This window comes from Enterococcus sp. AZ140 (genome assembly GCF_051714405.1).
In the GTDB taxonomy this organism is placed as follows: Bacteria; Bacillota; Bacilli; order Lactobacillales; family Enterococcaceae; genus Enterococcus_B; species Enterococcus_B pernyi.
The window spans coordinates 1,137,830-1,161,684 of sequence record NZ_JBIORU010000001.1 but is presented as its reverse complement, the minus strand read 5'-3'; the positions used below and the strand labels follow the sequence as shown (position 1 = coordinate 1,161,684).

25 protein-coding genes are annotated in these 23,855 nt (G+C 38.8%); 3 read left to right on the top strand and 22 right to left on the bottom strand.

What is annotated here, in order from left to right; all coding sequences use genetic code 11:
• Positions 1-101: 101 nt before the first annotated feature.
• The gene (locus IGJ39_RS05520; RefSeq protein WP_010735735.1) at positions 102-527 is read right to left on the bottom strand and encodes a CoA-binding protein; all 426 of its coding nucleotides are present in this window, start codon (positions 525-527) and stop codon (positions 102-104) included.
• Between the two features lie 97 nt (positions 528-624).
• Between IGJ39_RS05520 and plsY the strand changes: the two genes are divergently transcribed.
• Positions 625-1,260 carry a glycerol-3-phosphate 1-O-acyltransferase PlsY gene (gene plsY, locus IGJ39_RS05515; protein ID WP_195339326.1) on the top strand — a complete coding sequence of 212 codons (636 nt, stop codon included), beginning with the start codon at positions 625-627 and terminating at the stop codon, positions 1,258-1,260.
• A gap of 137 nt (positions 1,261-1,397) precedes the next feature.
• On the opposite strand, the gene IGJ39_RS05510 is transcribed toward plsY, so the two are convergent.
• From IGJ39_RS05510 to IGJ39_RS05455, 12 genes are all read right to left on the bottom strand, one after another.
• On the bottom strand, positions 1,398-2,273 hold the full coding sequence (locus IGJ39_RS05510; protein WP_019723888.1) for an aldose 1-epimerase family protein: 876 nt from the start codon (positions 2,271-2,273) through the stop codon (positions 1,398-1,400).
• A gap of 66 nt (positions 2,274-2,339) precedes the next feature.
• Positions 2,340-3,131, bottom strand: coding sequence for a GTP-sensing pleiotropic transcriptional regulator CodY (gene codY / locus IGJ39_RS05505; protein WP_010735738.1), 792 nt, complete (start codon positions 3,129-3,131; stop codon positions 2,340-2,342).
• A 15-nt stretch (positions 3,132-3,146) separates the two neighbouring features.
• Positions 3,147-4,544 (bottom strand): ATP-dependent protease ATPase subunit HslU, encoded by a 1,398-nt coding sequence (hslU, locus tag IGJ39_RS05500; RefSeq protein WP_010735739.1) that lies wholly within the window; start codon positions 4,542-4,544, stop codon positions 3,147-3,149.
• Between the two features lie 11 nt (positions 4,545-4,555).
• Positions 4,556-5,104 (bottom strand): HslVU peptidase proteolytic subunit, encoded by a 549-nt coding sequence (hslV, locus tag IGJ39_RS05495; protein ID WP_010735740.1) that lies wholly within the window; start codon positions 5,102-5,104, stop codon positions 4,556-4,558.
• Positions 5,105-5,128: 24 nt separating this feature from the next.
• A complete protein-coding gene (xerC, locus tag IGJ39_RS05490; protein WP_023519490.1) occupies positions 5,129-6,025 on the bottom strand; it encodes a tyrosine recombinase XerC in 897 nt (298 codons plus the stop codon).
• 277 nt (positions 6,026-6,302) lie between these two features.
• Positions 6,303-7,628: an FADH(2)-oxidizing methylenetetrahydrofolate--tRNA-(uracil(54)-C(5))-methyltransferase TrmFO gene (gene trmFO / locus IGJ39_RS05485; RefSeq protein ID WP_023519489.1), complete on the bottom strand. Its 1,326-nt coding sequence runs from the start codon at positions 7,626-7,628 to the stop codon at positions 6,303-6,305.
• A gap of 22 nt (positions 7,629-7,650) precedes the next feature.
• Complete coding sequence (gene topA, locus IGJ39_RS05480; RefSeq protein ID WP_019723732.1) at positions 7,651-9,729, bottom strand: type I DNA topoisomerase; 2,079 nt, start codon at positions 9,727-9,729, stop codon at positions 7,651-7,653.
• Positions 9,730-9,855: 126 nt separating this feature from the next.
• The gene (gene dprA, locus IGJ39_RS05475) at positions 9,856-10,713 is read right to left on the bottom strand and encodes a DNA-processing protein DprA (RefSeq protein ID WP_019723733.1); all 858 of its coding nucleotides are present in this window, start codon (positions 10,711-10,713) and stop codon (positions 9,856-9,858) included.
• Positions 10,714-10,769: 56 nt separating this feature from the next.
• Positions 10,770-11,537, bottom strand: a complete 768-nt coding sequence (locus IGJ39_RS05470) for a ribonuclease HII (RefSeq protein WP_019723734.1) — start codon at positions 11,535-11,537, stop codon at positions 10,770-10,772.
• The gene (ylqF, locus tag IGJ39_RS05465; protein ID WP_019723735.1) at positions 11,530-12,390 is read right to left on the bottom strand and encodes a ribosome biogenesis GTPase YlqF; all 861 of its coding nucleotides are present in this window, start codon (positions 12,388-12,390) and stop codon (positions 11,530-11,532) included. Before ylqF ends, IGJ39_RS05470 begins: the two co-directional genes overlap by 8 nt.
• A gap of 120 nt (positions 12,391-12,510) precedes the next feature.
• The gene (locus tag IGJ39_RS05460) at positions 12,511-13,287 is read right to left on the bottom strand and encodes an aminoglycoside phosphotransferase family protein (protein WP_019723736.1); all 777 of its coding nucleotides are present in this window, start codon (positions 13,285-13,287) and stop codon (positions 12,511-12,513) included.
• 677 nt (positions 13,288-13,964) lie between these two features.
• Entirely contained in the window at positions 13,965-14,609 is a 645-nt protein-coding gene (locus IGJ39_RS05455) for a helix-turn-helix domain-containing protein (protein WP_019723737.1), read from the bottom strand.
• Positions 14,610-14,821: 212 nt separating this feature from the next.
• On the opposite strand from IGJ39_RS05455, the gene IGJ39_RS05450 reads away from it, so the two are divergent.
• Positions 14,822-15,289 (top strand): hypothetical protein, encoded by a 468-nt coding sequence (locus IGJ39_RS05450; protein WP_019724587.1) that lies wholly within the window; start codon positions 14,822-14,824, stop codon positions 15,287-15,289.
• An 88-nt stretch (positions 15,290-15,377) separates the two neighbouring features.
• A complete protein-coding gene (locus IGJ39_RS05445) occupies positions 15,378-15,776 on the top strand; it encodes a VOC family protein (RefSeq protein ID WP_010735749.1) in 399 nt (132 codons plus the stop codon).
• Between the two features lie 52 nt (positions 15,777-15,828).
• Here the strand turns inward: IGJ39_RS05445 and lepB are convergent, their stop codons facing one another.
• From lepB to IGJ39_RS05400, 9 genes are all read right to left on the bottom strand, one after another.
• Positions 15,829-16,380 (bottom strand): signal peptidase I, encoded by a 552-nt coding sequence (lepB, locus tag IGJ39_RS05440; protein ID WP_065096573.1) that lies wholly within the window; start codon positions 16,378-16,380, stop codon positions 15,829-15,831.
• Positions 16,381-16,628: 248 nt separating this feature from the next.
• Positions 16,629-16,856, bottom strand: coding sequence for a YozE family protein (locus IGJ39_RS05435; RefSeq protein ID WP_019723629.1), 228 nt, complete (start codon positions 16,854-16,856; stop codon positions 16,629-16,631).
• Entirely contained in the window at positions 16,853-17,371 is a 519-nt protein-coding gene (msrA, locus tag IGJ39_RS05430; RefSeq protein ID WP_019723628.1) for a peptide-methionine (S)-S-oxide reductase MsrA, read from the bottom strand. The genes IGJ39_RS05435 and msrA overlap by 4 nt, the downstream gene beginning before the upstream one ends.
• Before the next feature lie 32 nt (positions 17,372-17,403).
• Positions 17,404-18,060, bottom strand: coding sequence for a YpmS family protein (locus IGJ39_RS05425; protein ID WP_010735753.1), 657 nt, complete (start codon positions 18,058-18,060; stop codon positions 17,404-17,406).
• Entirely contained in the window at positions 18,053-18,949 is an 897-nt protein-coding gene (locus IGJ39_RS05420) for an SGNH/GDSL hydrolase family protein (protein WP_019723627.1), read from the bottom strand. Before IGJ39_RS05420 ends, IGJ39_RS05425 begins: the two co-directional genes overlap by 8 nt.
• Before the next feature lie 242 nt (positions 18,950-19,191).
• Positions 19,192-20,034: a DegV family protein gene (locus IGJ39_RS05415; protein ID WP_010735755.1), complete on the bottom strand. Its 843-nt coding sequence runs from the start codon at positions 20,032-20,034 to the stop codon at positions 19,192-19,194.
• Between the two features lie 265 nt (positions 20,035-20,299).
• Entirely contained in the window at positions 20,300-20,812 is a 513-nt protein-coding gene (locus IGJ39_RS05410; protein WP_019723626.1) for a dihydrofolate reductase, read from the bottom strand.
• Positions 20,813-20,826: 14 nt separating this feature from the next.
• The gene (locus IGJ39_RS05405) at positions 20,827-21,774 is read right to left on the bottom strand and encodes a thymidylate synthase (RefSeq protein WP_019723625.1); all 948 of its coding nucleotides are present in this window, start codon (positions 21,772-21,774) and stop codon (positions 20,827-20,829) included.
• A 10-nt stretch (positions 21,775-21,784) separates the two neighbouring features.
• Positions 21,785-23,671, bottom strand: coding sequence for an ABC-F family ATP-binding cassette domain-containing protein (locus tag IGJ39_RS05400; protein ID WP_010735758.1), 1,887 nt, complete (start codon positions 23,669-23,671; stop codon positions 21,785-21,787).
• Positions 23,672-23,855 lie beyond the last annotated feature (184 nt).

Here is a 23,855-nt window from a genome sequence, read left to right as displayed (position 1 = left end):
TTTTGATAACAGGTCAAACCATTTTTCATCACTTAGCTAAACCATTTGCCAGTAAAAGTGTCACTGACTATCAGGATATGTGCTTCTGTTATTCCTGTTTTTTATTGTTCCATTTTTGCTAATTCGATCTTGATGCAGCGATCCATGACGATATCATTTCTTCCAGCTGCTTGGAGCATTTCAGCAGCTTCTTCATTCTCAATGCCTAACTGTGCCCAGAAGACTTTCGCATCTGTTTTCAGAAAATCTACCGCTACTTCTGGTAAAAACTCACTACGGCGGAAAATATCCACGATATCAATAGGTTCATTGATATCTGTCAACTGTGCGACAACAGTTTCGCCTAACACTTCTTCCCCTGCTAATACAGGATTGACTGGAATGATACGATAGCCGTGTTCTTGTAGTAATTGTGCGATCTGATAACTTGTCCGTTCGGGCTTATTACTTAAACCAACGACCGCGATCGTTTTTGCTTCTTGAAGATAGCGAAAGATATTCGCTTGTTCTGGATTTTTAAATGACATGTGGATGACTCCTTTCGATCGTTCGATTTTTTCGATTGTTTGAAGCATTCTTTCATGCTAAAATATACATTAGTTTCAACTTGAAAGAGGTTAAAAAATGAAAATAATCTTATTGTTTATTGTAGCATATCTTTTGGGTTCCATTCCATCTGGAGTATGGGTTGGTAAAATCTTTTTTAAAAGAGACATCCGCGAACACGGTAGTGGAAATATGGGAACGACGAATACATTTCGTGTTCTAGGTAAAACCGCTGGAACAGTGGTATTATTCATGGACATCTTAAAGGGAACATTAGCTACTGCCTTACCTGTCATTTTCCATGTCACTTCTGTCAACCCGCTATGGTTTGGTGTCTGTGCGATCTTAGGACATACATTTCCGATCTTTGCTAAGTTCAAAGGTGGCAAAGCAGTGGCGACAAGTGCCGGTATGTTATTAGGCTTCAATCCACTGTTCTTTCTTTATTCATCAGCAATTTTCGTGATCAGTTTATACTGCACGAGCATGGTAAGCTTAACGAGCATGATCAGTGCGGTCTTGATCACTTTATCCACCATCTTCTTACCATACATTGCACCAGTGATCTTACCAGAACCAAATTTACTTTTGACGTTGATTGCTTGTGGTGTCTCCGCTTTTATTTTTTACCGTCATAAAGACAATATCAAGCGTATCAAAAATAAAACAGAAAGCCGAATCCCATTCGGTTTGAATAGTAGCAAAAAGAAATAATCTTTTTGATGAATGATAAAAAACAATGCCTTCTAAACAAATGACTGATCGATTGCTCAACCATTCGTTCATTTGTTCAGAAGGCATGTTTTGTTTCATCGAACTAGATCAAGAGAACACATGTAATCGACTTGTGTTTACTTGACAGTGATCGAATATTTCGTCTTGAATAATTCGTGAGCGCCTAATTGGTTGATTCCTGCTTTTTCGTTCAACTGCCCATTACTATCAACAGTATCTGCGATTCCAAACCACGGCTCGATACAAACAAATGGTGCTTCTTTAGGATAGGGCGACCATATCCCAACGTAAGGCATATCTTTGTAACTGAGGGTGACACTGTGACTAGACTTTTCACTCCGGATACTGTAAGCATTCAATCCCCTTGTTTCAAATACTAACGCATCCTGGTCAAACAGCTCCCGAAATAACGCAAGGTTGGTATTCGTTTGTCCAATCGTTTTTTGCTCCATGTCGATGAATGGTCCAGCTAATGGTAAACGCAAACGTGATTTTCTAGGAGAGAAAGCCAAATAAAAGTCTTCAAAAGTCAAACCTTCTTCTAATGGCACATTGAATGCTGGATGACCGCCAATCGAGAAATACATCTCTTCTTCCCCAATATTTTCAACTTGATAATGAACAGTGATCCCGTCTCCCCCTAATTCATAAACAAGTACCAATTCAAAATCAAACGGATAATTCTCTTTTGTTTCAGGGGTACTTTTCAGGACAAACTTCGCACGTTCTTGTTCGTGCTCCGCCACTTCAAAATCCATATCACGAGCAAAACCATGTTGACCCATTGAATACGTTTTTCCTTGGTACACATATTGATCGTTTTTCAAACGTCCAACAATAGGGAAAAGAACGGGGGCATGTCTTCCCCAATACTTAGGATCGCCTTGCCAAATATATTCTAGATCATGTTCTTTTGATTTCAAACTGATCAATTCTGCTCCATGTTCGGAAATTTCAGCAATCAGCTGATCATTTTGAATAATAACAGTCATCGTCATCCTCCATCTTTTCTCAGACACTCACTTCTTCGAGTAGCAAGCCTCTGAAAAATCTTCCTTTTAATAACTATGCTTCGTCAGCTCATCTTTAAAACGAGCATTCAATACTTTTAAATACGTGCCTTTCATTCCTAGAGAGCGGGATTCAATGATTCCAGCTGATTCTAGTTTACGTAAGGCATTTACGATGACCGAACGAGTAATACCAATCTTGTCCGCAATATTTGAGGCAGTCAATCGGCCTTCATTACCTTCTAAAGCATCAAAAATGGCTTGAACTGCTTTTAATTCACTGTATGACAACGTATTGATCGCCATTTGGACAGCGGTCGTACTACGAACGTCCGCTTCGATATCTCGTGATTTTTGATAAAGGATCTGCATCCCTACTACTGTCGCGCCGTATTCTGCTAAAACAAGGTCTTCATCGTTAAAGGCTTGTTCCATTCTTGCTAAAATGATCGTTCCTAAGCGTTCACCTGCGCCAAAGATCGGCACTACTGTCGTCAATCCAAAAGGATATTTTTCGCGACTTTCAAATGGAAATGCCGTCATATCGCTTGTGATCGGGATATTGGATTCTGTTTTCGTGATCATATCGACTGTTTCTGTGTAGGCATCAGGAAATTGTTTTTGCACAAACATTGTTTTCACACGATCATTGTTCACATCGTGCCGTTCATTATAACCAAGTAAAACCCCTTCACTGCCAATGATATACGTATTGCTGTCTAAAACAGCACCTAAAGTGACCGCCATTTTATCGTAAGGTAAATCCGCCTGCATATCAAACGTATTTTTTTGTTGCAATAATTTGTTTATCTTTCGAGTGTTCGTCAACAAATCCGTCATTTTTTTCCTCCGATTTTATAATATATAGCGACTTAGATCTTCATTTGCCGCAATTGATCCTAATTTATCATTGACATAGGCTTCTGTAATGGTAATTTCTCCCATTTGCATTTCTGGCGCTTCGAATAACAAGTCTTCCAACAATTTCTCTAATATCGTGTGTAAACGTCGTGCACCGATATTATCGGTATCACGATTCACATCATAAGCGATTTGGGCAATCCGTTCGATTGCTTCTTTAGTAAACGTGACAGTCACATTTTCAGTACCAATCAAGGCAATATATTGTTTGACTAACGCATTGTTTGGTTCAGTCAAGATCTTGACAAAGTCCTCAGCAGTTAAGTCATCTAACTCAACACGGATTGGGAAACGACCTTGTAATTCAGGAATCAAATCGCTTGGTTTTGATAAGTGGAACGCTCCTGAAGCGATAAATAAAATGTGGTCTGTTTGTAAGGTACCGTATTTCGTATTGACTTGTGAACCTTCAACGATCGGCAAGATATCTCTTTGGACACCTTCTCTTGATACTTCCCCAGATTGTTGCGATTTAGAAGTGATTTTATCGATTTCATCAATAAAAATGATCCCGCTTGATTCAGCCAATTTGATCGCTTCACTATGGATATCCGCATCATTGACTAATTTTGCTGATTCTTCTTTGATCAATAATTCTAAGGCTTCTTTGACGGTCACTGTTCGTTCGATTTTTTTCTTCGGCGTCAACGCACCAAGTGTTTCGTTCAAATCGATCCCCATTTGTTCCAGTCCATTGTTCATCATCGGTGCTGGTTTTTTTTGATCTTGGACTTCGATCGTCACTTCTCGGTTGTCAAGCAAGCCTTTTTGCAATTGCTCTAACACCGTGCGACGATTCACTCGAATCTCTTCTGTGACTTCTTCTTGTGTTTCTGCCGGTTGTTGCGAAGCATTGAACATATTCATCATTTGCTCAAACTGGTTGTTTGATTGTTTTTGTTCTTTTTTGATACCTGGTACAAGGATCTTCACTAATTGTTTTTCCGCATTTTTCTTGGCTTGTGGGCGAACACGAAGATACTGATCTTTTTCAACGATCTGGATCGCATTTTCGACAAGATCACGAACCATCGATTCTACGTCACGTCCCACGTAACCAACTTCAGTAAACTTCGTTGCTTCAACCTTAACAAAAGGTGCGTTGACGATTTTTGCCAGACGACGAGCGATCTCTGTTTTACCGACCCCAGTTGGCCCGATCATCAACATATTTTTAGGTGTGATATCTTGTTGCATCTTTTCATCTAATTGAAGACGTCGATAACGATTTCTAAGGGCAACTGCCACTGATTTTTTTGCTGCTTGTTGGCCAATGATATATTGATCTAATTCACTGACGATTTGTTTTGGTGTTTGTTTTAATTCATACATGTCATTCACCTCTATAATTCTTCTACAATAATGTTGTGATTTGTAAAGACGCAGATGTCTGCTGCAATATTCAACGCATTTTCAGCAATCTCTTTTGCACTCATCTCATTTTGTGCATAGTTTTTCATTGCTCGTGCGGCAGCTAACGCAAAGTTTCCACCAGAACCAATGGCTAAGATCCCATCATCCGGTGTAATCACTTCACCTGTACCAGAAACGAGTAACATTTCTTTGTCATTCATCACGATCAACATCGCTTCTAGCTTTTGCATCGACTGTTGTGTACGCCATTCTTGGGCTAATTCAACAGCTGCTCGTTGGAGATTTCCGTTGTATTCATTTAGCTTACCTTCAAATTTTTCTTCTAAAGTAAACGCGTCAGCAACGCTTCCTGCAAAGCCAACGACTACTTCATCGTTGTAAATGCGACGTACTTTTCTCGCACTGCCCTTCATCACGACAGATTCGCCCATCGTTACTTGGCCATCACCTGCCATCGCGAATTTCCCGTTTTTTTCAACTGCACAAATGGTTGTTGAATGAAACTGTGATTCTACCATAGATATTTCCTCCTAATAATGTGATCACGCTCGTGGATGGAAAGAGCGATAATTTTTTTGTAAGCTTTCTTTTGTGACATGCGCATAGATTTGAGTCGTTGATAAATTTGCATGACCTAAAAGTTCTTGCACTGTACGCATATCGGCACCATTATTCAATAAGTGCGTCGCAAAAGTATGACGTAACATGTGAGGATGGATATCACTATCCAAACTACTCTTTTTAATGATTTGATTTAATACATACTCGATCCCAGTAGGTGTGATTGGTTCTCCATGATGATTCACGAAGACATAGTCATGTGACTTATGGTATTTCGTCATTAAGACGCTGCGCCCTTTGGCAAAATACTCTTGCAAAGCATCTTGCGCAAATGAACCCAACGGCGCATAGCGTTCTTTATTTCCTTTTCCATGGATCAACATCACCTCTGAGCCAAAATCGATGGCAGACATCGTCAATTGGCTACATTCACTCAAACGGATACCTGATCCATATAGTACTTCTAATAATGCTCGATCTCTTAATGCTAAAGGACTATCCCCTGTCACACTTTCAAATAAGCTTTGCATCTCATTCTCATAAAAAAAACGAGGAAGTTTAACATTTTTTTTCTTCAAATGAACATATGAAAATGGATTTTCAGCGATTTTTTCTTCACGAAGAAGGTATTGATAAAATGAGCGTAAACTCGCAATTTTCCGACTCACCGAATTTCGACTGTACGACTTATCAGATAGATAACTTAGATAAACTCGTACATCCAAATAGCTGACTTTCAGTAGATCAGATTCTCCCGATTCCGCCAAGAATCGTTGAAAATCATTGATATCTTCTTCATAGGCAGATTTGGTTTTTTCTGAATACCCGCGCTCTATGATTAAATAACGCAAAAAATCTTCTTGTAAAGTTGGCTTCATTCTATTTACACCTACCTTTAGATCCCAAAATAAATTTAGCATAGCCCCGGAGAAAAAACAAACAAATTGTCAGAATTTAACTAATATTTCTAAGTTTGTTCACAATTCAATTCGTTTGCTTGACAATTAAGGGATGAGCTGTCCAGAATCAACATAAAAAAACCATAGTTATTATATAAATTGGCATGAGTTCAGTCAATAACCGAGAAATAAGCCGAAGTACTCAAAAATGGCAAACACCATCCTGAGACACTTCGACTTATTACATAACATCCATTTAACGAGAAGCAAATTCTTTATTCAAGACTTCTTGCTTCACTTTTTCATTGGCTGCTAAGGCACGTTGTGCAATTGCTTCATACCGAGATTTTTTATCACGGATTCGTTCAGGTAATTCTGGGAATAATCCGTAGTTTGCATTCATTGGTTGGAAATGTTTGCCTTCCGCATGTGTGATGTAGTAGGCCATACTTCCCATGGCTGTTTCTTGTGGCAACGTCACAGGTTCCAATTCTTTCGCTAAGCGAGCAGCGTTGATCCCTGCAAGCAAACCACTTGCCGCACTTTCAACATACCCCTCTACACCCGTCATTTGTCCTGCAAAAAATAGATCTTCGCGTTTAGTCGATTGATAAGTTGGCTTCAAGAGTTCTGGTGAATTCATGAAACTGTTGCGATGCATTACACCATAGCGGACAAATTCTGCATTTTCTAATCCTGGGATCATGCGGAACACGCGCTTTTGTTCGCCCCATTTTAAATGCGTCTGGAACCCAACGATATTATAAAGAGAAGCGGCTGCATTATCTTGTCTTAACTGGATGACTGCATAAGGTCTTTTTCCTGTTTTAGGATCTTCTAGGCCGACTGGTTTCATTGGCCCGAATAGCATTGTCTTAAAGCCACGTTGCGCCATTACTTCGATTGGCATACAACCTTCAAAATATTTTTCTTTTTCAAAAGATTTCAATTCAGCAACTTCCGCATTGACCAAGGCTTCATGGAAAGCTTTAAATTCTTCTTCGGTCATCGGACAGTTTAAGTAAGCCGCCTCGCCTTTGTCATAACGTGATTTTAAATACACCTTGTCCATATCGATCGTGGATTTGTCGACGATCGGTGCCGCAGCATCGTAGAAATAGAAACCGTCTGAGCCATTGAATGCTTTGATGCTTTCTGCTAAAGGATGAGAAGTCAGAGGTCCTGTCGCTATCACCGTGATTCCTTCTGGTATCTCAGTGATTTCTTCATTCACCACTGTGACTAAAGGATGCTCTTTGACCTTACGAGTGATGGTTTCAGAAAATGAATCGCGGTCCACTGCTAAGGCACCGCCTGCAGGTACAGCTGTTTCATCTGCTGAATGGATGATCACTGAATCTAAGCGACGCATTTCTTCTTTCAATAAACCAACTGCGTTCGCAAGACTATTCCCTCTAAGAGAATTGGAACAGACTAATTCAGCAAAATTATCTGTATGATGCGCTTCTGTCTTCTTAACTGGTCTCATTTCATATAACTTTACAGGTACACCCGCTTGAGCGATTTGCCAGGCTGCTTCGCTTCCAGCTAGACCTGCACCTACTACATTGACGATTTTCAACTAAAAACCTCTTCTCATTTCTTTATTTTTGAACATCTTCTTCGTAATCGCCATTCGTACAAACCACTTGTTTGCCGCCTTTGACTTTTTTCTCGACCAAATAATGGTCACATTTCGGACAATTTCTGCCGATTGGTTTTTCCCAAGAGGTGAATTCACATTCTGGGAAACGAGAGCAGCCATAGAATAGACGATTTTTCTTAGATTTACGTTCGATGACTTGTCCTTCATGACACACGGGACAAGTGACGCCGATTTCCTTGACGATTGGTTTGGTATTTCGGCAATCTGGAAAATTACTACATGCATAGAATTTACCATACTTCCCTAATTTTATCACCATCGGATGCCCACACAAATCACAATCAAAACCAGCTGGTTCATCTTTGATCTGGATTTTCTCGATTTTTTCTTCGGCATTCGATAATTCTTTTTCAAATGGTTTATAAAAACGATCGACGACTTCGATCCATTCTTCTTTTCCTTCTTCGACTTTATCCAAGTCATCTTCCATTTCAGCTGTAAAATGGATATCTACGATTTGTGGGAAGAACTCACAGATCAACGAATTGACGATCTCACCTAATTCGGTTGGTTCAAAACGTTTTTGTGTCAACTTCACATAATATCGTCGTTGGATCGTATCTAACGTTGGCGCATAAGTCGAGGGACGACCTACCCCGTTTTCTTCCAATGCACGGATCAATGTCGCTTCACTATAACGTGCAGGCGGTTGTGTGAAATGTTGTTTCGGTTCGATATCGACAGATTGCACCGTATCGCCTTCTGCTAACTCTGGCAAAATGTTTTCTTTGTCTTCTTTCCCATCATCGCGGCCTTCAACATACACTTGCATGAACCCTTTGAATTTGATTTTTGAACCATTCGCAATGAACCTTACATCATTTTGTTCCAACGTGACTTTCATCGTATCCAATACAGCTGGTGTCATTTGACTTGCAACAAATCGTGACCAAATCAATGTATATAATTTCAATTGGTCTTTATCCAAGTATTGTTTCAACTCATCTGGTGTACGTAATGCACTGGTTGGACGCACTGCTTCATGGGCATCTTGTGCCCCTTTAGAGTTCGTTGCTTTACGTTCCGAATGACTGGAGAATTCTTTTCCGTATGTTTCTTCGATGAACGTTGCGACTTCGGCTTTAGCAGTATCGGCGATCCGTGTAGAATCGGTACGCATATACGTGATCAACCCGATCGTGCCTTGTTTGCCAAGTGAGATTCCTTCATACAACTGCTGCGCCACCATCATGGTTTTACGTGTTCTGAAATTCAATTTACGAGCGGCTTCTTGTTGCAAACTACTTGTCGTGAATGGGTTCGCAGGATTTCGCTTGCGTTCTTTCTTTTCGACTTTTGTTACTGCAAACTCTTTACCAGTGATCCGGTCAGTCACTTCTTTGACAGTTTCGGCATCGGACAATTTTTTCTTTTTGCCATCGACTCCCCAAAAGTTTGCTTTGAACTTCTTACGTTCTTTCTTAAAGTTTCCGTCAATACTCCAATACTCTTCCGGCGTAAAATCACGGATCTCTTTTTCGCGTTCAATGATGATCTTCAATGCGATCGACTGGACTCGACCAGCACTCAAGCCTTTCTTTACTTTACGCCATAAGATCGGACTAATCGAATAACCAACGATACGGTCAAGCGTTCGACGTGCTTGTTGCGCATCGACAAGATCCACATCGATCGTACGTGGCTCTTTAAATGCCGCTTTGACTGCATCCTTGGTGATTTCATTGAAGACAACACGATTCTTATCGTTGAGATCCAAACCTAATAAATAAGCCAAATGCCAAGCAATTGCTTCCCCTTCTCTATCCGGGTCACTTGCGAGGTAAACTTTTTGCGCTTTTTTTGCTGCTGCTTTTAGACTTTTGATGACATCGCCTTTTCCTCGAATCGAGATATAATGCGGTTCATAATTATTTTCAAAATCGATCCCCATCTTACTTTTAGGTAAGTCACGAATATGTCCTACACTAGCCATTACTTTATAATTACGGCCAAGATATTTTTCAATCGTCTTGGCTTTTGCAGGTGATTCTACGATCACTAAATATTTATATGCCATTCCTGAATGGACTCCTTTCCATTTTCGGGTTCCTACTATATATATGTTACAAGGACTTTTACAAATCGTAGCTTATCATATCCATTCAGAAATCGTTTGTCAAGGAAAGCAATAATAAATCAATCGTTATGATTCCAATTCATTAAGGATATCTTGTCCTGAAAAGGTACATATCGCTCCATCTTGGATCAATTGGTGACAACCAGTGGATTGACCTGTCAAAATATTCCCAGGGACAGAAAAAATCGGACGTCCAATCTCTAAGCCTTGCTCTGCTGTGATCAATGAGCCGCTTTTTGCTTTTGCTTCAATCACACAGATTCCACTTGATAAAGCGGCAATCAGACGATTTCTCATAGGAAAATGAAATTTTTGTGGACCAACATCTGGTAAAAACTCACTTAATAAAAGATGATCTCTAGCAATCCCTCGTTGCAACTGCTGATTTTCTTTCGGATAACTATGATTAATCCCCGTACCGATCACTGCAATCGTTCTGCCTGAACAGCGGATCGCTACTTGATGCGCATAAGTGTCTACGCCTTTCGCACAGCCACTAACAACTAGATAGTCTTGGTCAATCACAGGAGTGATCACTCGCTCTACGATTTTTCGCGCATAACCAGATGTTTGTCTACCACCAACGACAGCGATCATTTTTCGTTTCATCAGCGAAAGATCCCCTCGATAAAATAATAAGATCGGAGGATTTGCTAAATGAAGCAATTGTGAAGGGTAGATCGGATCAAGAAAAGTTATGTATGGATTCTCTCCTATTCTATTCCGCCAAGTATAGTTGATCTGGCTCCAATAGTCATAAAAAATTGCTCTAGAGCGATTGAAGTGCGAAACTGCCAACATATCATCAACCGACAACCATTCTTTCTTTTCACTTAATAGATGACGGATCACACGCCATTTTTGCTCTCCGCTCAGTCCTTTGACCAATGCCAACTTTGTAATAAATTCATTGTATATAACCATAAAGCGCCACCTTTTCTAATCTTTTTTATAAGATACGTGAAAAAGTGGCGCATCGCTTATGATAAATATTGTTTGACTGGTGCAAAACTTTTACGATGGATTGGCGTGATGCCATGTTGTGCTAATCCTAACAGGTGTTCTTTTGTTCCATAACCTGCATTCTTGGCAAAACCATAGCCAGGATATTGTAACTCGTATTCGTTCATCAAACGGTCACGATAGACTTTTGCAATGATACTTGCAGCAGCAATCGAAATTGAACGGGCATCTCCTTTGATCAATTTATTTTGTGCAATCGGCAGATCTAAAGTCATCGCATCAATCAATAAATACTTAGGTTCTGGTGTCAATTCTTTAACAGCTTCACACATCGCTAATTTACTTGCTTCGTAAATATTGACACGATCGATCGTCTGCTCATCGATCACACCAATCCCGATGGAGAGGGCTTTTTCTTGAATCTGTTCATACAGTTCTTCACGTTTTTTTTCAGATAATTGCTTGGAATCGTTCAATCCGTAAATCTCTACACCTTTAGGTAAAATAACAGCTGCGGCTACAACAGGGCCAGCCAAGGGGCCTCTTCCTACCTCGTCGATCCCTGCAATCAGGTCATACCCTTGAGCGTATCCTTCATTTTCGTAGAAGGACATCGTCTCATATTTTTCACGAAGCAAAGCTTCATTTGCTAAGCGTTTTTCAAAAGAGCTTAACGCTTGTTGGACACCTTTTCTTGTGTCTAATCTTAGTTGTGTGACTATCGGATCATCAAGCGTTGTGAGTTGTTTCAGTTTTTCTTTGATACTTTGGATCGATTCACTCATGAGTAGTCTCTTCCATTTCTTCACATCGATCTAAAGTATAGCGACCAAGTTTCCCTTGGCGGATATCAAAAACGACTAGCTCGCTCCCACGGTCATAATCTTGGCGATACCCTCTCCGTTCCGTGATCGTCATCAATAACTCAGGTGCAACTTGTTGCTCTTCTTCTATTGATAGTCCATAACGTTCACTGATTTTATTAGGGTAGTAACGGGCAAAGAAATCTAAGCCGTAAATTGCTAGATCATCAAGGTGTACCAATTGGTCTTTGATTGCACCAGTCAAGGCTAGTTTTTTACCGATTTCTTCATCTTCAAACTTAGGCCATAAAATACCAGGTGTATCTAATAGTTCTAATTCACTTCCTAAACGAAGCCATTGTTGCCCTTTCGTTACCCCAGGCTTATTCCCTGTTTGTGCAATCTTTTTGCCCACTAAACGATTCATCAATGTCGATTTTCCTACATTAGGAATTCCTAGGACCATCGCGCGGATTGCTCGAGGTTTGATGCCACGAGCTGCGTCTCTTTCGCGTTTTTCTTTCAGTGCTTCTTTTGCCGCAGGGATCAACGCTTTGATTCCTTTACTTTCTTGAGCGGTGATTGCTAAGGCTTGATGTCCTTGCTTTTTAAAGTATTGTTGCCATAATTTTGTTTGTTGCGGATCCGCTAGATCAGCTTTATTCAATAAAACAAGTCTTGGTTTTTGTTGGATGATTTGATCTAACATTGGATTACGTGAAGACAAAGGTAGTCGTGCATCAACTAACTCAAAGACGATATCAACATATTTCATCTTTTCTGAAACTTCACGTCTAGCTTTCGCCATATGTCCTGGGAACCATTGAATAGTCATTGGTGTTTCCTCCTCTAAAACTTAAAATCTAAAAAAGTTGCTCTTTACTTATACAATACTTGAATGAACTACACTTCTAGGAGTATACAAGAAAAAAACTAAAAATCAAACGGCTTATTCTCAAGTTTCTTCATTTTGCAACTTTCTAAGAATTTTTTTCTCATTGTCGAGCAACCATTGAATATCTTGCTCATATTTTTTTAGATGGCCTTCTTGTATATTTTTTTGAAAATTTGCTTCTCCGCGACTCGCTGCTTTAGTGATGAAGTCCATCATATAAGAAAGTCGCTCGATCATCGTAGGAATCAAATTTGGATACTCGGACTCATCTAGTCTGTATGCTTCAATAAATTTTTTTAAACGATGACACGTTTCATCCGTGATTGGATCTCCTTGATTCATCTCTAAAGGTACCCAGCGATAGGCGGCATAGCTTACATCCCAGATTCTTGATCCTGGTGTGATCGTGTCAAAATCAATGATACCAATGGCTATACCATTTTTCGTTGTCACATTGTATGGCGCAAAATCATTGTGACACATTACCTCACGCTCTCCGAACGAATGTAGCATCCACGGTTCTGTGCCACTTAAAGAAGTAAGGTATCCTTGATTCTGGTCATGGAAATCTCTTAACAACCGACCTGCTGAACAAATGGCACTGTCCGTCAACAATTGAAGAGGCAAAGGATAATCATAGACCTCACCTGCGAGATAAGATACCACTTCATTTCCTTGCTCATCATAGCCTAGTGGTTCTGGCACATAAGTTACACCTTGGTTCCTGAGGTAACTTAAAAATTTTTGGACCTCCTCCGACCAGACTTTCTTAGGACGAATCACTTGCTCTTCTTGGGTCACTACACCGTCTCTTCCTTTTGGTTTCTTTTCGATCATCTAGCTCCTCGCTTTCGACTCTTTTCTTCAGTTTACCATATCGCTTCCACCTCATGTTCTAAAAATGGAAAGAGAGACATCCGTTCAATAAGCAGGTTTCTATTTGTTAAAGTCAATCAAGGAGAATGTTGGCTATCCTAGAAATATTTACCATTGAAACAAGTCTTCTATTTTATAGTTATCTCAGAACGTGTACCGACATATGATGCGAAACTCTGGAGAAGTGAATCCATGCTTATTCAGATCGTAAACTGGACAAAAATATTTGATGCGGAGGGAATACCTTAACAGAGTAAACTCCTTTGTCCGATCTAGCCACAAGAGGAATACTTCATATTTCTGATTCCTAACCGATCTTTTGACATACATCATGAGTCAGTTTTAGGAAAAGTCAAACGATCAATCAGCCAACGTTAGAAAGCAATCAATGTAAAAAAGAACTTGCATAGTAATGAAAAAAGTAAGCTCCGTAAAACAATCGACTGAACGATTCGTTTCATGAAGCTTACTTTTTAACCTGATCCGACTCGAAGTATACAGCTCGTTGACAAGAAGATTCACCTGATTTCTAAAAGTTTTTTAGAAGATTTTTATTTTGCCACACTTAACTTCACTAACCATAGAACTCCTTCATTTGTCCTCATACAGCTATTTTTGACTACTTCTTGCAATACGCTTTATTTTTTATAATTCACACTGATTTTATTCACTTTTGTAAACATATCTAAATCTACTTCAATCAGTCCATCATGTACTAATTTCCGCTGATTGACATCAGAATCAGCAGTCTTATATAAATCAAGGTTTACAAATCCTTCTTGATTACTTCCGTCAACATAGTAGCCAACATATTCACTGTCTTTAGGTATAGTAAAAAGAACAGTCATTTTCTTGTCTTTGAGGGTAATATCTTTGATGTCTTCTTTGTTAAAGAGCGCTACCTCTTCTGAATCGGCGTTTTCAACTGCATTCAAGACAATCGTCGGTTGCTTAGAAAATGAAAAAAATAAAAGCGACATGACTGAAACAATCGAACAAAGTGCTACTGCATAAAACAATTTTCCTCGCTTTTTTTTCTGATTCACCGCCATTTCTTTAGTAGTATCAATCATCGTCTCAGTCATAGTAGAATTTTCCAATAGTTCGTCTAAAGACACACCTAAGCTGGTCGATATTTCCACTAGTGTATGTATGTCTGGGTAATTTCTGCCGATTTCCCAATTAGAAATAGCTGAACGACTAACATTTAATCTCTTTGCCAATTCTTCCTGTGTAATTCCTGCTTGATGCCTTTTTTCTTTTAATATTTTACCAAAATCCACAACATCGCCTCCTTATTCTATCTCTCATTATAACCATTTCATAAAAGAACTTAAAAGCGAATTATTGAAACGAATCGATATATTTCCGATTATTCGATGTCACAATCTGTGACACCTTGTAAAACAAGGATTCTTGCTATTGAAAATGTGAAACAAAACACTTATTATCAAGAGGTGAACGTTCACTAAAAAATAACAAAAAAGGAGTACTTATGAAAAAATTATTTTTGTTCTCTACTATTTTCTTATTATTTGGTTTGTCCACTCCACAACAGTCAGTAGATGCAGATCAATTAAGTGTTGAAGCCACAAATACAGAAGCAAGTTTAATCAACTTGACCCCTTCATTGATCAGAGGAGCCAATGTGCCAACGGCAAACTGGAACGTAGCTTCGTCAGGACGTTGTTCAATATCTGGCACTTATAGTGGCAAATATTATTTATATTCTAACTACAATATATTAGGAAGAAATACGTATAATTATTACTTCCACAATCAAGGTCGTGGAACCTTAGAAATTCGAATGAGAAATTCAGTCAACCATGCCGTCTTAAAAACACATTTCGTTCCAGCGAACTCTACGATTTCTAGTACTCTTAGTATGACAGATCAAAGTTCAAGATTTTATTACGAATTTTATAGTACTGTCGATTATACTTTTAGCGGATACGTCCAATAAAATAAAAAATTCTTCCCCAAGCTAAATACTTTGACAACGCTTACCGACGAGCGCATGATAGAGGAAAATTGAAAGGAGCTGTAGCAAGGTGAACACAATGGTTTTTGTCAATTTCCCTGTGCAAGATGTTGGTCGCTCGGTCGAATTCTATACAAAATTAGGATTCAAACAAAATAAAGAATTTTCAACTGAGGAAGCAAGCGCAATGGTTTGGGATGACACATTTTGGGTGATGCTCTTGACACATGACTTTTACAAAAAATTCTTGAAAAACAAAGAAATCGCAGACACAAAAAAAATGAGCGGTGCACTGATTGCTTTTAGTTTAGCAAATGCTGCAGAAGTCAAACGTTTTGGTGAAATTGCAAAAGAAAATGGTGGTAGCTACCATACAGTCGAGATGGGAATACCGGAAGAAGAAATGTATTCTCTTGAAGTACAAGATCCTGATGGAAACACATTGGAACCAATGTGGATGAAAATATAATCAAAAAAAGAAGACTTTCCAACATGTTGCTATTGGGAAGTCTTCTTTTATTTTACCTGATCCATTTGATTTCATTTAATGGGTAATACACAAATCTCGCTTTTCCTAAAATTTCATCTCTAGATATTGTTCCAAATGAACGACTATCTTTTGACACACGACGATTATCCCCCAAAACAAAATAGCTATCTTCAGGTAATTCTGTATATCCTGTCAACTCTTCCAAGGTAAAATCGGTAGTATAAGGTGCATTTTCATGGTCCGAACGGATATTTTTACTTAAATAAGGTTCTTCGACTGGCTGGCCGTTGATTTTTAGTTGGTCCTTTTCATAACTAATAGTTTCTCCCGGTAGACCAATGACTCTCTTGATATAGATCGTGCCATCTGAAAGTTGGAAAACGACTACATCAAATCTTCTGATTTCAGAGAATTTTTCCATAACGACCATATCACCTTGCTTAAGGACATTCTCCATCGAGTTTCCTTCCACTGGTACTGGGATCAATATAAATCCCCGTAAAATAAATGCAATCACTATGGAACAAAGTAAAAATTTAATAAATAACCAAAAACGGTCAATATAACGCTGCTTTTTTGTCAAAGCCCATCAATCCATCCCTCGTAAAATCTTAACCTATTATCCTCATTATATAGAATAACTACAGAAAAAGCGAATGGTTCAATAATCATTTACAGATAGACGCGAAAAAAGACGGACATACGTACGATGCTTTAGAAATAATTGAATAGGCCAAAATCACTGTATCAAATAGGACTATTCAAAAATATTGTCTAAGCAGTACTTGTCTCGTCTTTTTTAAGTCATACCCTTCATACCAGATCCATTGTTCAGGCGAGATGATTATTCTCTAGATAATGATCCCAAGCTGTATCAAAGATATCCATAGAGGGCAAATAATCAACATTCATTTCTAAATAATCAGAGATTTCTTCATAACTCGTACTATGTTTTGGAAACTGGATATCTTTTCCAGCTTCGGTTGCAAACGTTGATAACGCATCGGAAGATTTCCCTCCACGAAGAGTCATCAGATAGTGATAGAAGCTGCGATTCATTGATTTCCCTCCCAATTGTCAGCAATAAATGCCGCACGACGCGCATGATTACGCTCAAAGTTCTCAGGATTTTTTTTGTAGTAATCTTGATGTTCATCTTCTGCTAAATAGAAGGTCTCCGCTGGCTCAATCGTCGTAACGATGGGATCACTAAAGCGACCACTTGCTGCAAGTTGTTGTTTGCTTTTTTCAGCTTTTTGACGTTGTTCTTCTGTAGTATAAAAAATCACAGGTCGGTAATTGTCGCCTCGGTCTTCAAATTGACCAAAAGCGTCTGTAGGATCTGTTTGTTGCCAATAAAGCTCAAGTAATGCCTCGTATGAGATCAATTCAGGATCATACAAGATTTCTACTGCTTCAGTATGTCCTGTTGTTTTGGCTTTCACTTGTTCATACGTTGGATTTGGCACATGACCTCCAGTATAACCGGACATGATCGTGTGGATGCCAGGTAATGTGTCAAAAGGCTGGATCATGCACCAAAAACAACCTCCTGCAAATATTGCTCGTTCCATTGTTGATTCCTCCCTTACTCTCGAGATATCACTTAATTAGTACTAGATTCGGTCGTTTCTTCCGTCGTTGAGGAATCTTTTGGTAAATACAAACTAAAGCGAATATCATCGTTGACTAAATCAATTTTGTCCGCTTTAATGTACATTCCATTTTGCATACGGAATTGGTCTAATCGTAACATGATCGTTAAATCGTCTGTATTGATCTCGATCCATTCAGGTAGTTTGTAATTTCGCTTGATCATATTCATCACATCTTTGATCGGCAGATTCAATGTGCCAATCGACAAGCTTTTTGCTTTTAATTGAACATTGCCATTTTCCATCACATAAGGATCAAAATACAAGTAAAAATCAATGGGAAATCCTAACACTTCAAACGTCCCATTAAGCAATGCTTCATTTTCTAAATAAAATTTGTACTTGATATCTTGTCCTTCTTGGAAATCTGTCAAGAAAAAGCTGATCAGTTGGTTGACTTTTTCTTTTTGAGTATTGATCGTCAATACTGGATCGCCTTGTCTTTCTGTAATCGCTGGTACTTCTGGCAAATCAGGTTCACGATTGGCGAATATCCGCGTACCCAAGAAAATCGTCGAACCAATGATCAGGCCTAATAAAATCAGAAATGCGTATTTCCAGTAATTATGTCTTTTGTTTTTTACAACTGTTGAACTACGTTTATCCATCCTTGTTTCCCTCCTTGACCAGCCATTTTTCATGCGTTTCGATCAATTGATCTCTCACAGCGTTAGCCATCAATTGATAGCCTAAGTTATTAGGATGAAAATGATCTTCTTCATATAACACATTATTTTTCGTCCCGGTCGAACTATCACTAGAAGCTGACTGATCAGTAGCTTCCGTAATTCCGACCTCTTGATTTAATCCTTGATACAATAGATCATTGATCGGGATAAAATAGCTATTTTCTGCTTCATTTACTACTTGCTGTGTTCCTTCATTCCAGTTATCCACAATCGTTTGCATATCCGTGATCTCAGGGAAGTTCAAATAAAATGGATTGTATATCCCTAAAATATAGATAGGTACCTCTTTATTTAACCCTCGTATCTCTTCGATGATGGCTTGGACGTTTTCTTGATACTTCTTGATTGGTTTATTGAATGAACGGATACTGATACCAAAAAGGTTATTTTGGATCACTTTCATTAAATCATTCCCACCAACAGTCAAGGTAATAATGTCTGCGGTTTCGATATTCTTTTGGATTTCTTCATTGCTTTTCAATCTTTTTAATATTTGATCACTTCGTTCGCCATTTACACCATAGTTTTCCATTTCAATGGCTGTCAACCCGTATCTTTCTTTTATGTCATTTGCGACTAACGGAACAAAACCACCTTGTTTCGTCTGGTCGCCTACTCCTTCAGTCAATGAATCGCCAATTGCTACATAGTGTAACTTTTCCTTTTGATTGCTTTCAGAAGTAACCGATGCTGCCGGTTTTAACAAAGGCTGTGCTTTCGGCACGCTCAAAGAGAGCCCGACAAAGAGAAGAACTGCAGTGAACAAAGGGATCAAAACAAGCAACCACTGTTGTTTCATTCGTTTCATTGTTTCACCTCTAGACCATGATTGTTTCTTATATTACCAAAATTCCAATTAAAAAAATAGCCCTTTTCTGAAAAAAAGAAAGAGGCTGTTTCTCATCTGCTAAAGGAAGTGGAGCATCTCAAAATGTCTTTTCCTCCTCACTTCCTTATGCTAGTAGCACTTGAACGAAAAAAGACAGATCACAAAGAACACGTTTATTTGTCTTCACATGATCTGTCCTTCTATTCCTTATTTTACATTCATCAATCGGTATAATACATGATTGCAAAAGCATTTTCCCCTGTATGGGTAGCAATCACCGGATTTGTATGCAATACTGGGATGTCCATATCAGGAAACAATTGTTTCAAGCCTTCTTCAAACTCTCGAGCAAGCTCTGTGGCACCTGCATGTGAGATACCGATCTGGCGAACGTTCGGTAGAGCCTTCAGTTCTTTCTTCAAGCCATCGAACCACTTGTCGAAAGTCTTTTTCCCACGACCTTTTGTCACAGGAATCAGCTCTGAATGAGCAAAGTTCATCACCACACGAATGTTTAACATACTTGATAGTAAACCAGTTGCACGACTGATTCTTCCACCTTTTACTAAGTTATCCAATGTGGAGATACCGATATAAAGTTTTGTATTATTTTTGATCTTCTCGATTTCAGCAAGGATCTCTTCTGCTGATTTACCTTCCTTGGCCATTTCAGCCGCACGAATCACTTGGAAAGATAAACCTTGGTCAGTCGTATCACTATCAATGACTGTGACGTTTGTTTTCGTTAAGTTGCTTGCTTGTCTTGCAGCTTCAACCGTTCCACTTAACCCTTTCGTCATATGGATGGAAATCACTTCACTACCATCTTGTCCTAATTCATCATACGTTGAAATGAATTCGCCGATCGGCGGTTGACTTGTTTTAGGTAATGATTTTGATTTAGCCATCATTTCCATGAATTTCTCTCCGCCTAGTTGATCGTCATCAGGATATACAACGCCATCGATCATAATTGATAATGGCATAACATGAATATTCAAATGATCTCGTACTGCTTTTTCCATTGTACAAGAAGAATCTGTTACTATTTTTACGTTTGTCATTATTTCACACTCTTTCTTTCACAAAGTGCCTAGCATTTTTCAGGCAGGTCCACTTTCAGTATACCAAAGAACTTCTGTTTTTTCATCAAATTCAGTTATAAACAAAATTTTTAAAATAAATGTTTGTTATGATAACATGGTTCTACTCAGTTTTCTTTATCTGTTCTACTTTTTTGATGGAACGACAAAATAAGCAGAAGAAACCTGAATGATAAAAAATCCATTTCGGTTTCTTCCGCTTTGAATCTTTAGGTTCAACGAGACATTATATCTCTTCTGTTGTGTGTTCTTCTTTACGTTTATACGTCTCAAACTGATGTGCATAACTATTTTTTCCATCTATTTCTCCCGGACTGATATTGATCAATGACCATGCTTGCCAGTCTACAGCAGGAAAATACGTATCTCCTTCGAAAGAGTGATGGATCACCGTACGATACAAAATTGTGCAGTAAGGTAAAAATTCTTCATAGATTGCTGACCCTCCAGCAACAAATAAAATTCCATCTGCTTCTTTTTCATAAGCCAATACTTCATTGACATCATGCATCACTAGTACGCCCTCGGCTGTAAACTCACGGTCTCTTGTCAAAACAATCGTTTGACGATTAGGTAGTGGCTTACCGCCCATCCCCATAAATGTTTTTCGTCCCATGATCAATACATTCGCTTCAGTCATTTGCTTAAAAAATTTCAAATCATTCGGCAAATGCCAAGGAAGTCTATCTTCTTTTCCGATCAGGCCATTTTCATCTTGTGCCCAGATTGCAGCGAACATTTTCTCATCCTTTCTTAGACCGCGATAGGTGCCTTTATTGAAGGATGCGGCTCATATCCTTCAACTTTGATATCATCCATTTCAAAATCAAACACAGAGTTTTTTTCTGTATTCAATACTAGTTTCGGAAATGGACGAACTTCACGAGACAATTGTTCTTTCATTTGTTCTACGTGATTTGAGTAAAGATGCGCATCGCCTAAAGTATGGATAAATTCACCAACTTCTAATCCCGTTTCATGGGCAATCAGATGTGTCAATAAAGCATAGCTAGCAATATTGAACGGGACACCTAAAAACACGTCAGCACTTCTTTGATACAGCTGACAACTTAGTTTATTGTCATTCACATAGAATTGAAACATCGTGTGACAAGGAGGCAAAGCCATACTTGGTACATCTTCTGGATTCCAAGCTGAGACGATCAGTCGTCTTGAATCAGGTGTTTGCTTGATAGCTTCGATCACTTCTTTGATTTGATCGATGAAACTACCTTCTTTGGTTTCCCAATGACGCCATTGATAGCCATAAATATGACCAAGATCTCCATGTTTTTCTGCAAATTCTTCATCTGCCACTATCTTTTCACAGAATTTCTTGCTTTCTTCTTGATAGACTTTATTGAATTCTGGATCAGTCAAACTACGATGGCCAAAATTTGTCATATCCGGCCCATGATAGTCCTCACTTTTGATATACCGTTCAAATGCCCATTCATCCCAAATATGGTTATTATTTTGTAAAAGATAACGGATATTCGTGTCTCCTTTTAAAAACCATAATAATTCGCTTTTGATCAAACCAAAAGGTACACGTTTTGTCGTCAATAACGGAAAGCCTTTTTGCAGGTCAAATCGCATTTGATAACCGAATAAACTAAATGTTCCTGTTCCCGTACGATCACCTTTTACATGTCCTTCAGATAACAACTTTTTCCCTAGATCAAGATATGCTTGCTCCATCTTTTCCCTCCTAATTATCTGCCCATTCACTTAGATATTCCCAACGTGACATTTTTTCTTCCAGCAGTTCCTCAGTTGTGGTTACTTCTTTTTGTAATTCTTGCAATCGTGTGAAATCATCCCCTTGATGATTCATCTCCTCTTGCAATTCATCCAAACGATTCTCTAGTTCCGCAATCTCATCTTCGATTGTTGCCCATTCTTTCTGTTCCATATAAGAAAGCTTTTTCTTTGGCTCAGATTTTTTTTCTTCTATCTTAGCTTTGACTTTTTCTGGTTGAATCTGTTGATCTTCTTTGCGTTTGGCTAAATAGCTAGACATATCGCCATAATAAAGCTCTTGTTTGCCATCTCCTAGAAAAACTAACAGTTTATCAACTACCTTATCTAAGAAATAACGGTCATGAGAAACGGTGATCACCGCTCCAGGGAATGTCCGGAAATAATCTTCCAAGATCGTTAAAGTAGCGATATCTAAGTCATTGGTTGGCTCATCCAGCAATAGAACATTTGGTTGCTGGATCAATAATTTGAGTAAATATAAACGACGCTTTTCCCCACCAGATAGTTTACGGATCAGTGTTCCGTGCATGAATCTAGGAAACAAGAACCGCTCCAAAAGTTCTGCGACACCGATTTGCGTTCCATCCGCAGTTTGGACTTCTTCTGCCGCTTCTTGCAGATAAGCAATCATTCGTTTGTCCGGAGACATTTTTTCATTTTCCTGTGTATAGTAAGCTAATCGAACAGTTTCGCCAATCGTATAGATGCCACTATCTAAGGATAATTTCCCTGCTAAGATATTTAACAACGTTGACTTTCCAGCACCGTTCTCTCCAGTGATTCCTAGACGCTCTCTTGATTGGATCAATAGATCCAAGTGTTGGAGCAAAGGTTTTCCTTCAATCGAATACGAGCCATCCTTAATCTCGATCACTTTTTTACCTAAACGTTGTGTCGCGATATTGAGTTCGATATCCGTATCATGATTGACTTGATATAAGTTTTCTTTTAAATCTTCAAAGCGATTGATACGTGCTTGCTGTTTCGTCCCACGAGCTTGTACTCCCGCTCGCATCCAAGAAAGCTCCTGCTTATACAGGCGTTTACGCTTTTCTTCTTGTTCGACTTCGACACGATCTCGCTCGGCTTTTTCAATAAGATAAGCTTCATAATTGCCTTTATATTCATAAAGATTCCCAAAGGCAAGTTCAAAGATCCGATTCGTGACACGATCTAAGAAATAACGATCATGGGTAACCATCAATAAGGCACCACGATATTGTTTCAAGTAAGATTCCAACCATTCGATCGCTGCATAATCTAAGTGGTTTGTCGGCTCGTCAAGTAATAAAAGATCAGGTTCATCGATCAAAACCTGTGCTAAGCTGACACGTTTTTTTTGTCCACCCGAAAGCTCACCGATTTTCTTTTCTAATTGGCTGATCCCTAGTTTTTGCAAAATGATCTTGGCATTTGTATCCGTCGTCCAAGCGTCCTCTTTATTCATTCGCTCTTCTGCCAATGCGTAGCGTTTTTGGACTGCTTCATCATCGCCATTTTCAGCTAATGCAATCAAGGCTTCCTCATAGAGTCGTACAGTCTGAATCAATGGACTATTCCCTTGAAAAACAGCTTGTAAGACCGTATCATTTTCTGCAAATGAATCGGTTTGTGATAAATAACCGATACGGTAATCATTCGGATAAAAAACTGTCTGCTGATCACCATCTCCACTGTCAAGTCCAGCGATGATATTCAAAAGACTTGTTTTACCAGTTCCATTGGTTCCAATCAAACCGATGCGATCATGTTCATGGATCAAAAAGGAGATCTGATTAAATAATTCTTTTTCTCCATATGTTTTTTTGAGGTCAGTTATTTTTAGCTCTTTCACCAGCACTCCCCCCTTATCTTGGATATTGTAACATAAAACAATTGTTTAAAAGATAGTTTTTTTCGAATATTCTTTTTTTTAGGTAGCATTGAAGATACGTGTTCTCTCACTTCATATAACCAAATACACAGGATTCAAAAACCTGACTTCCAGGATGAACTTAATTATTAAGGTTAAACGACTT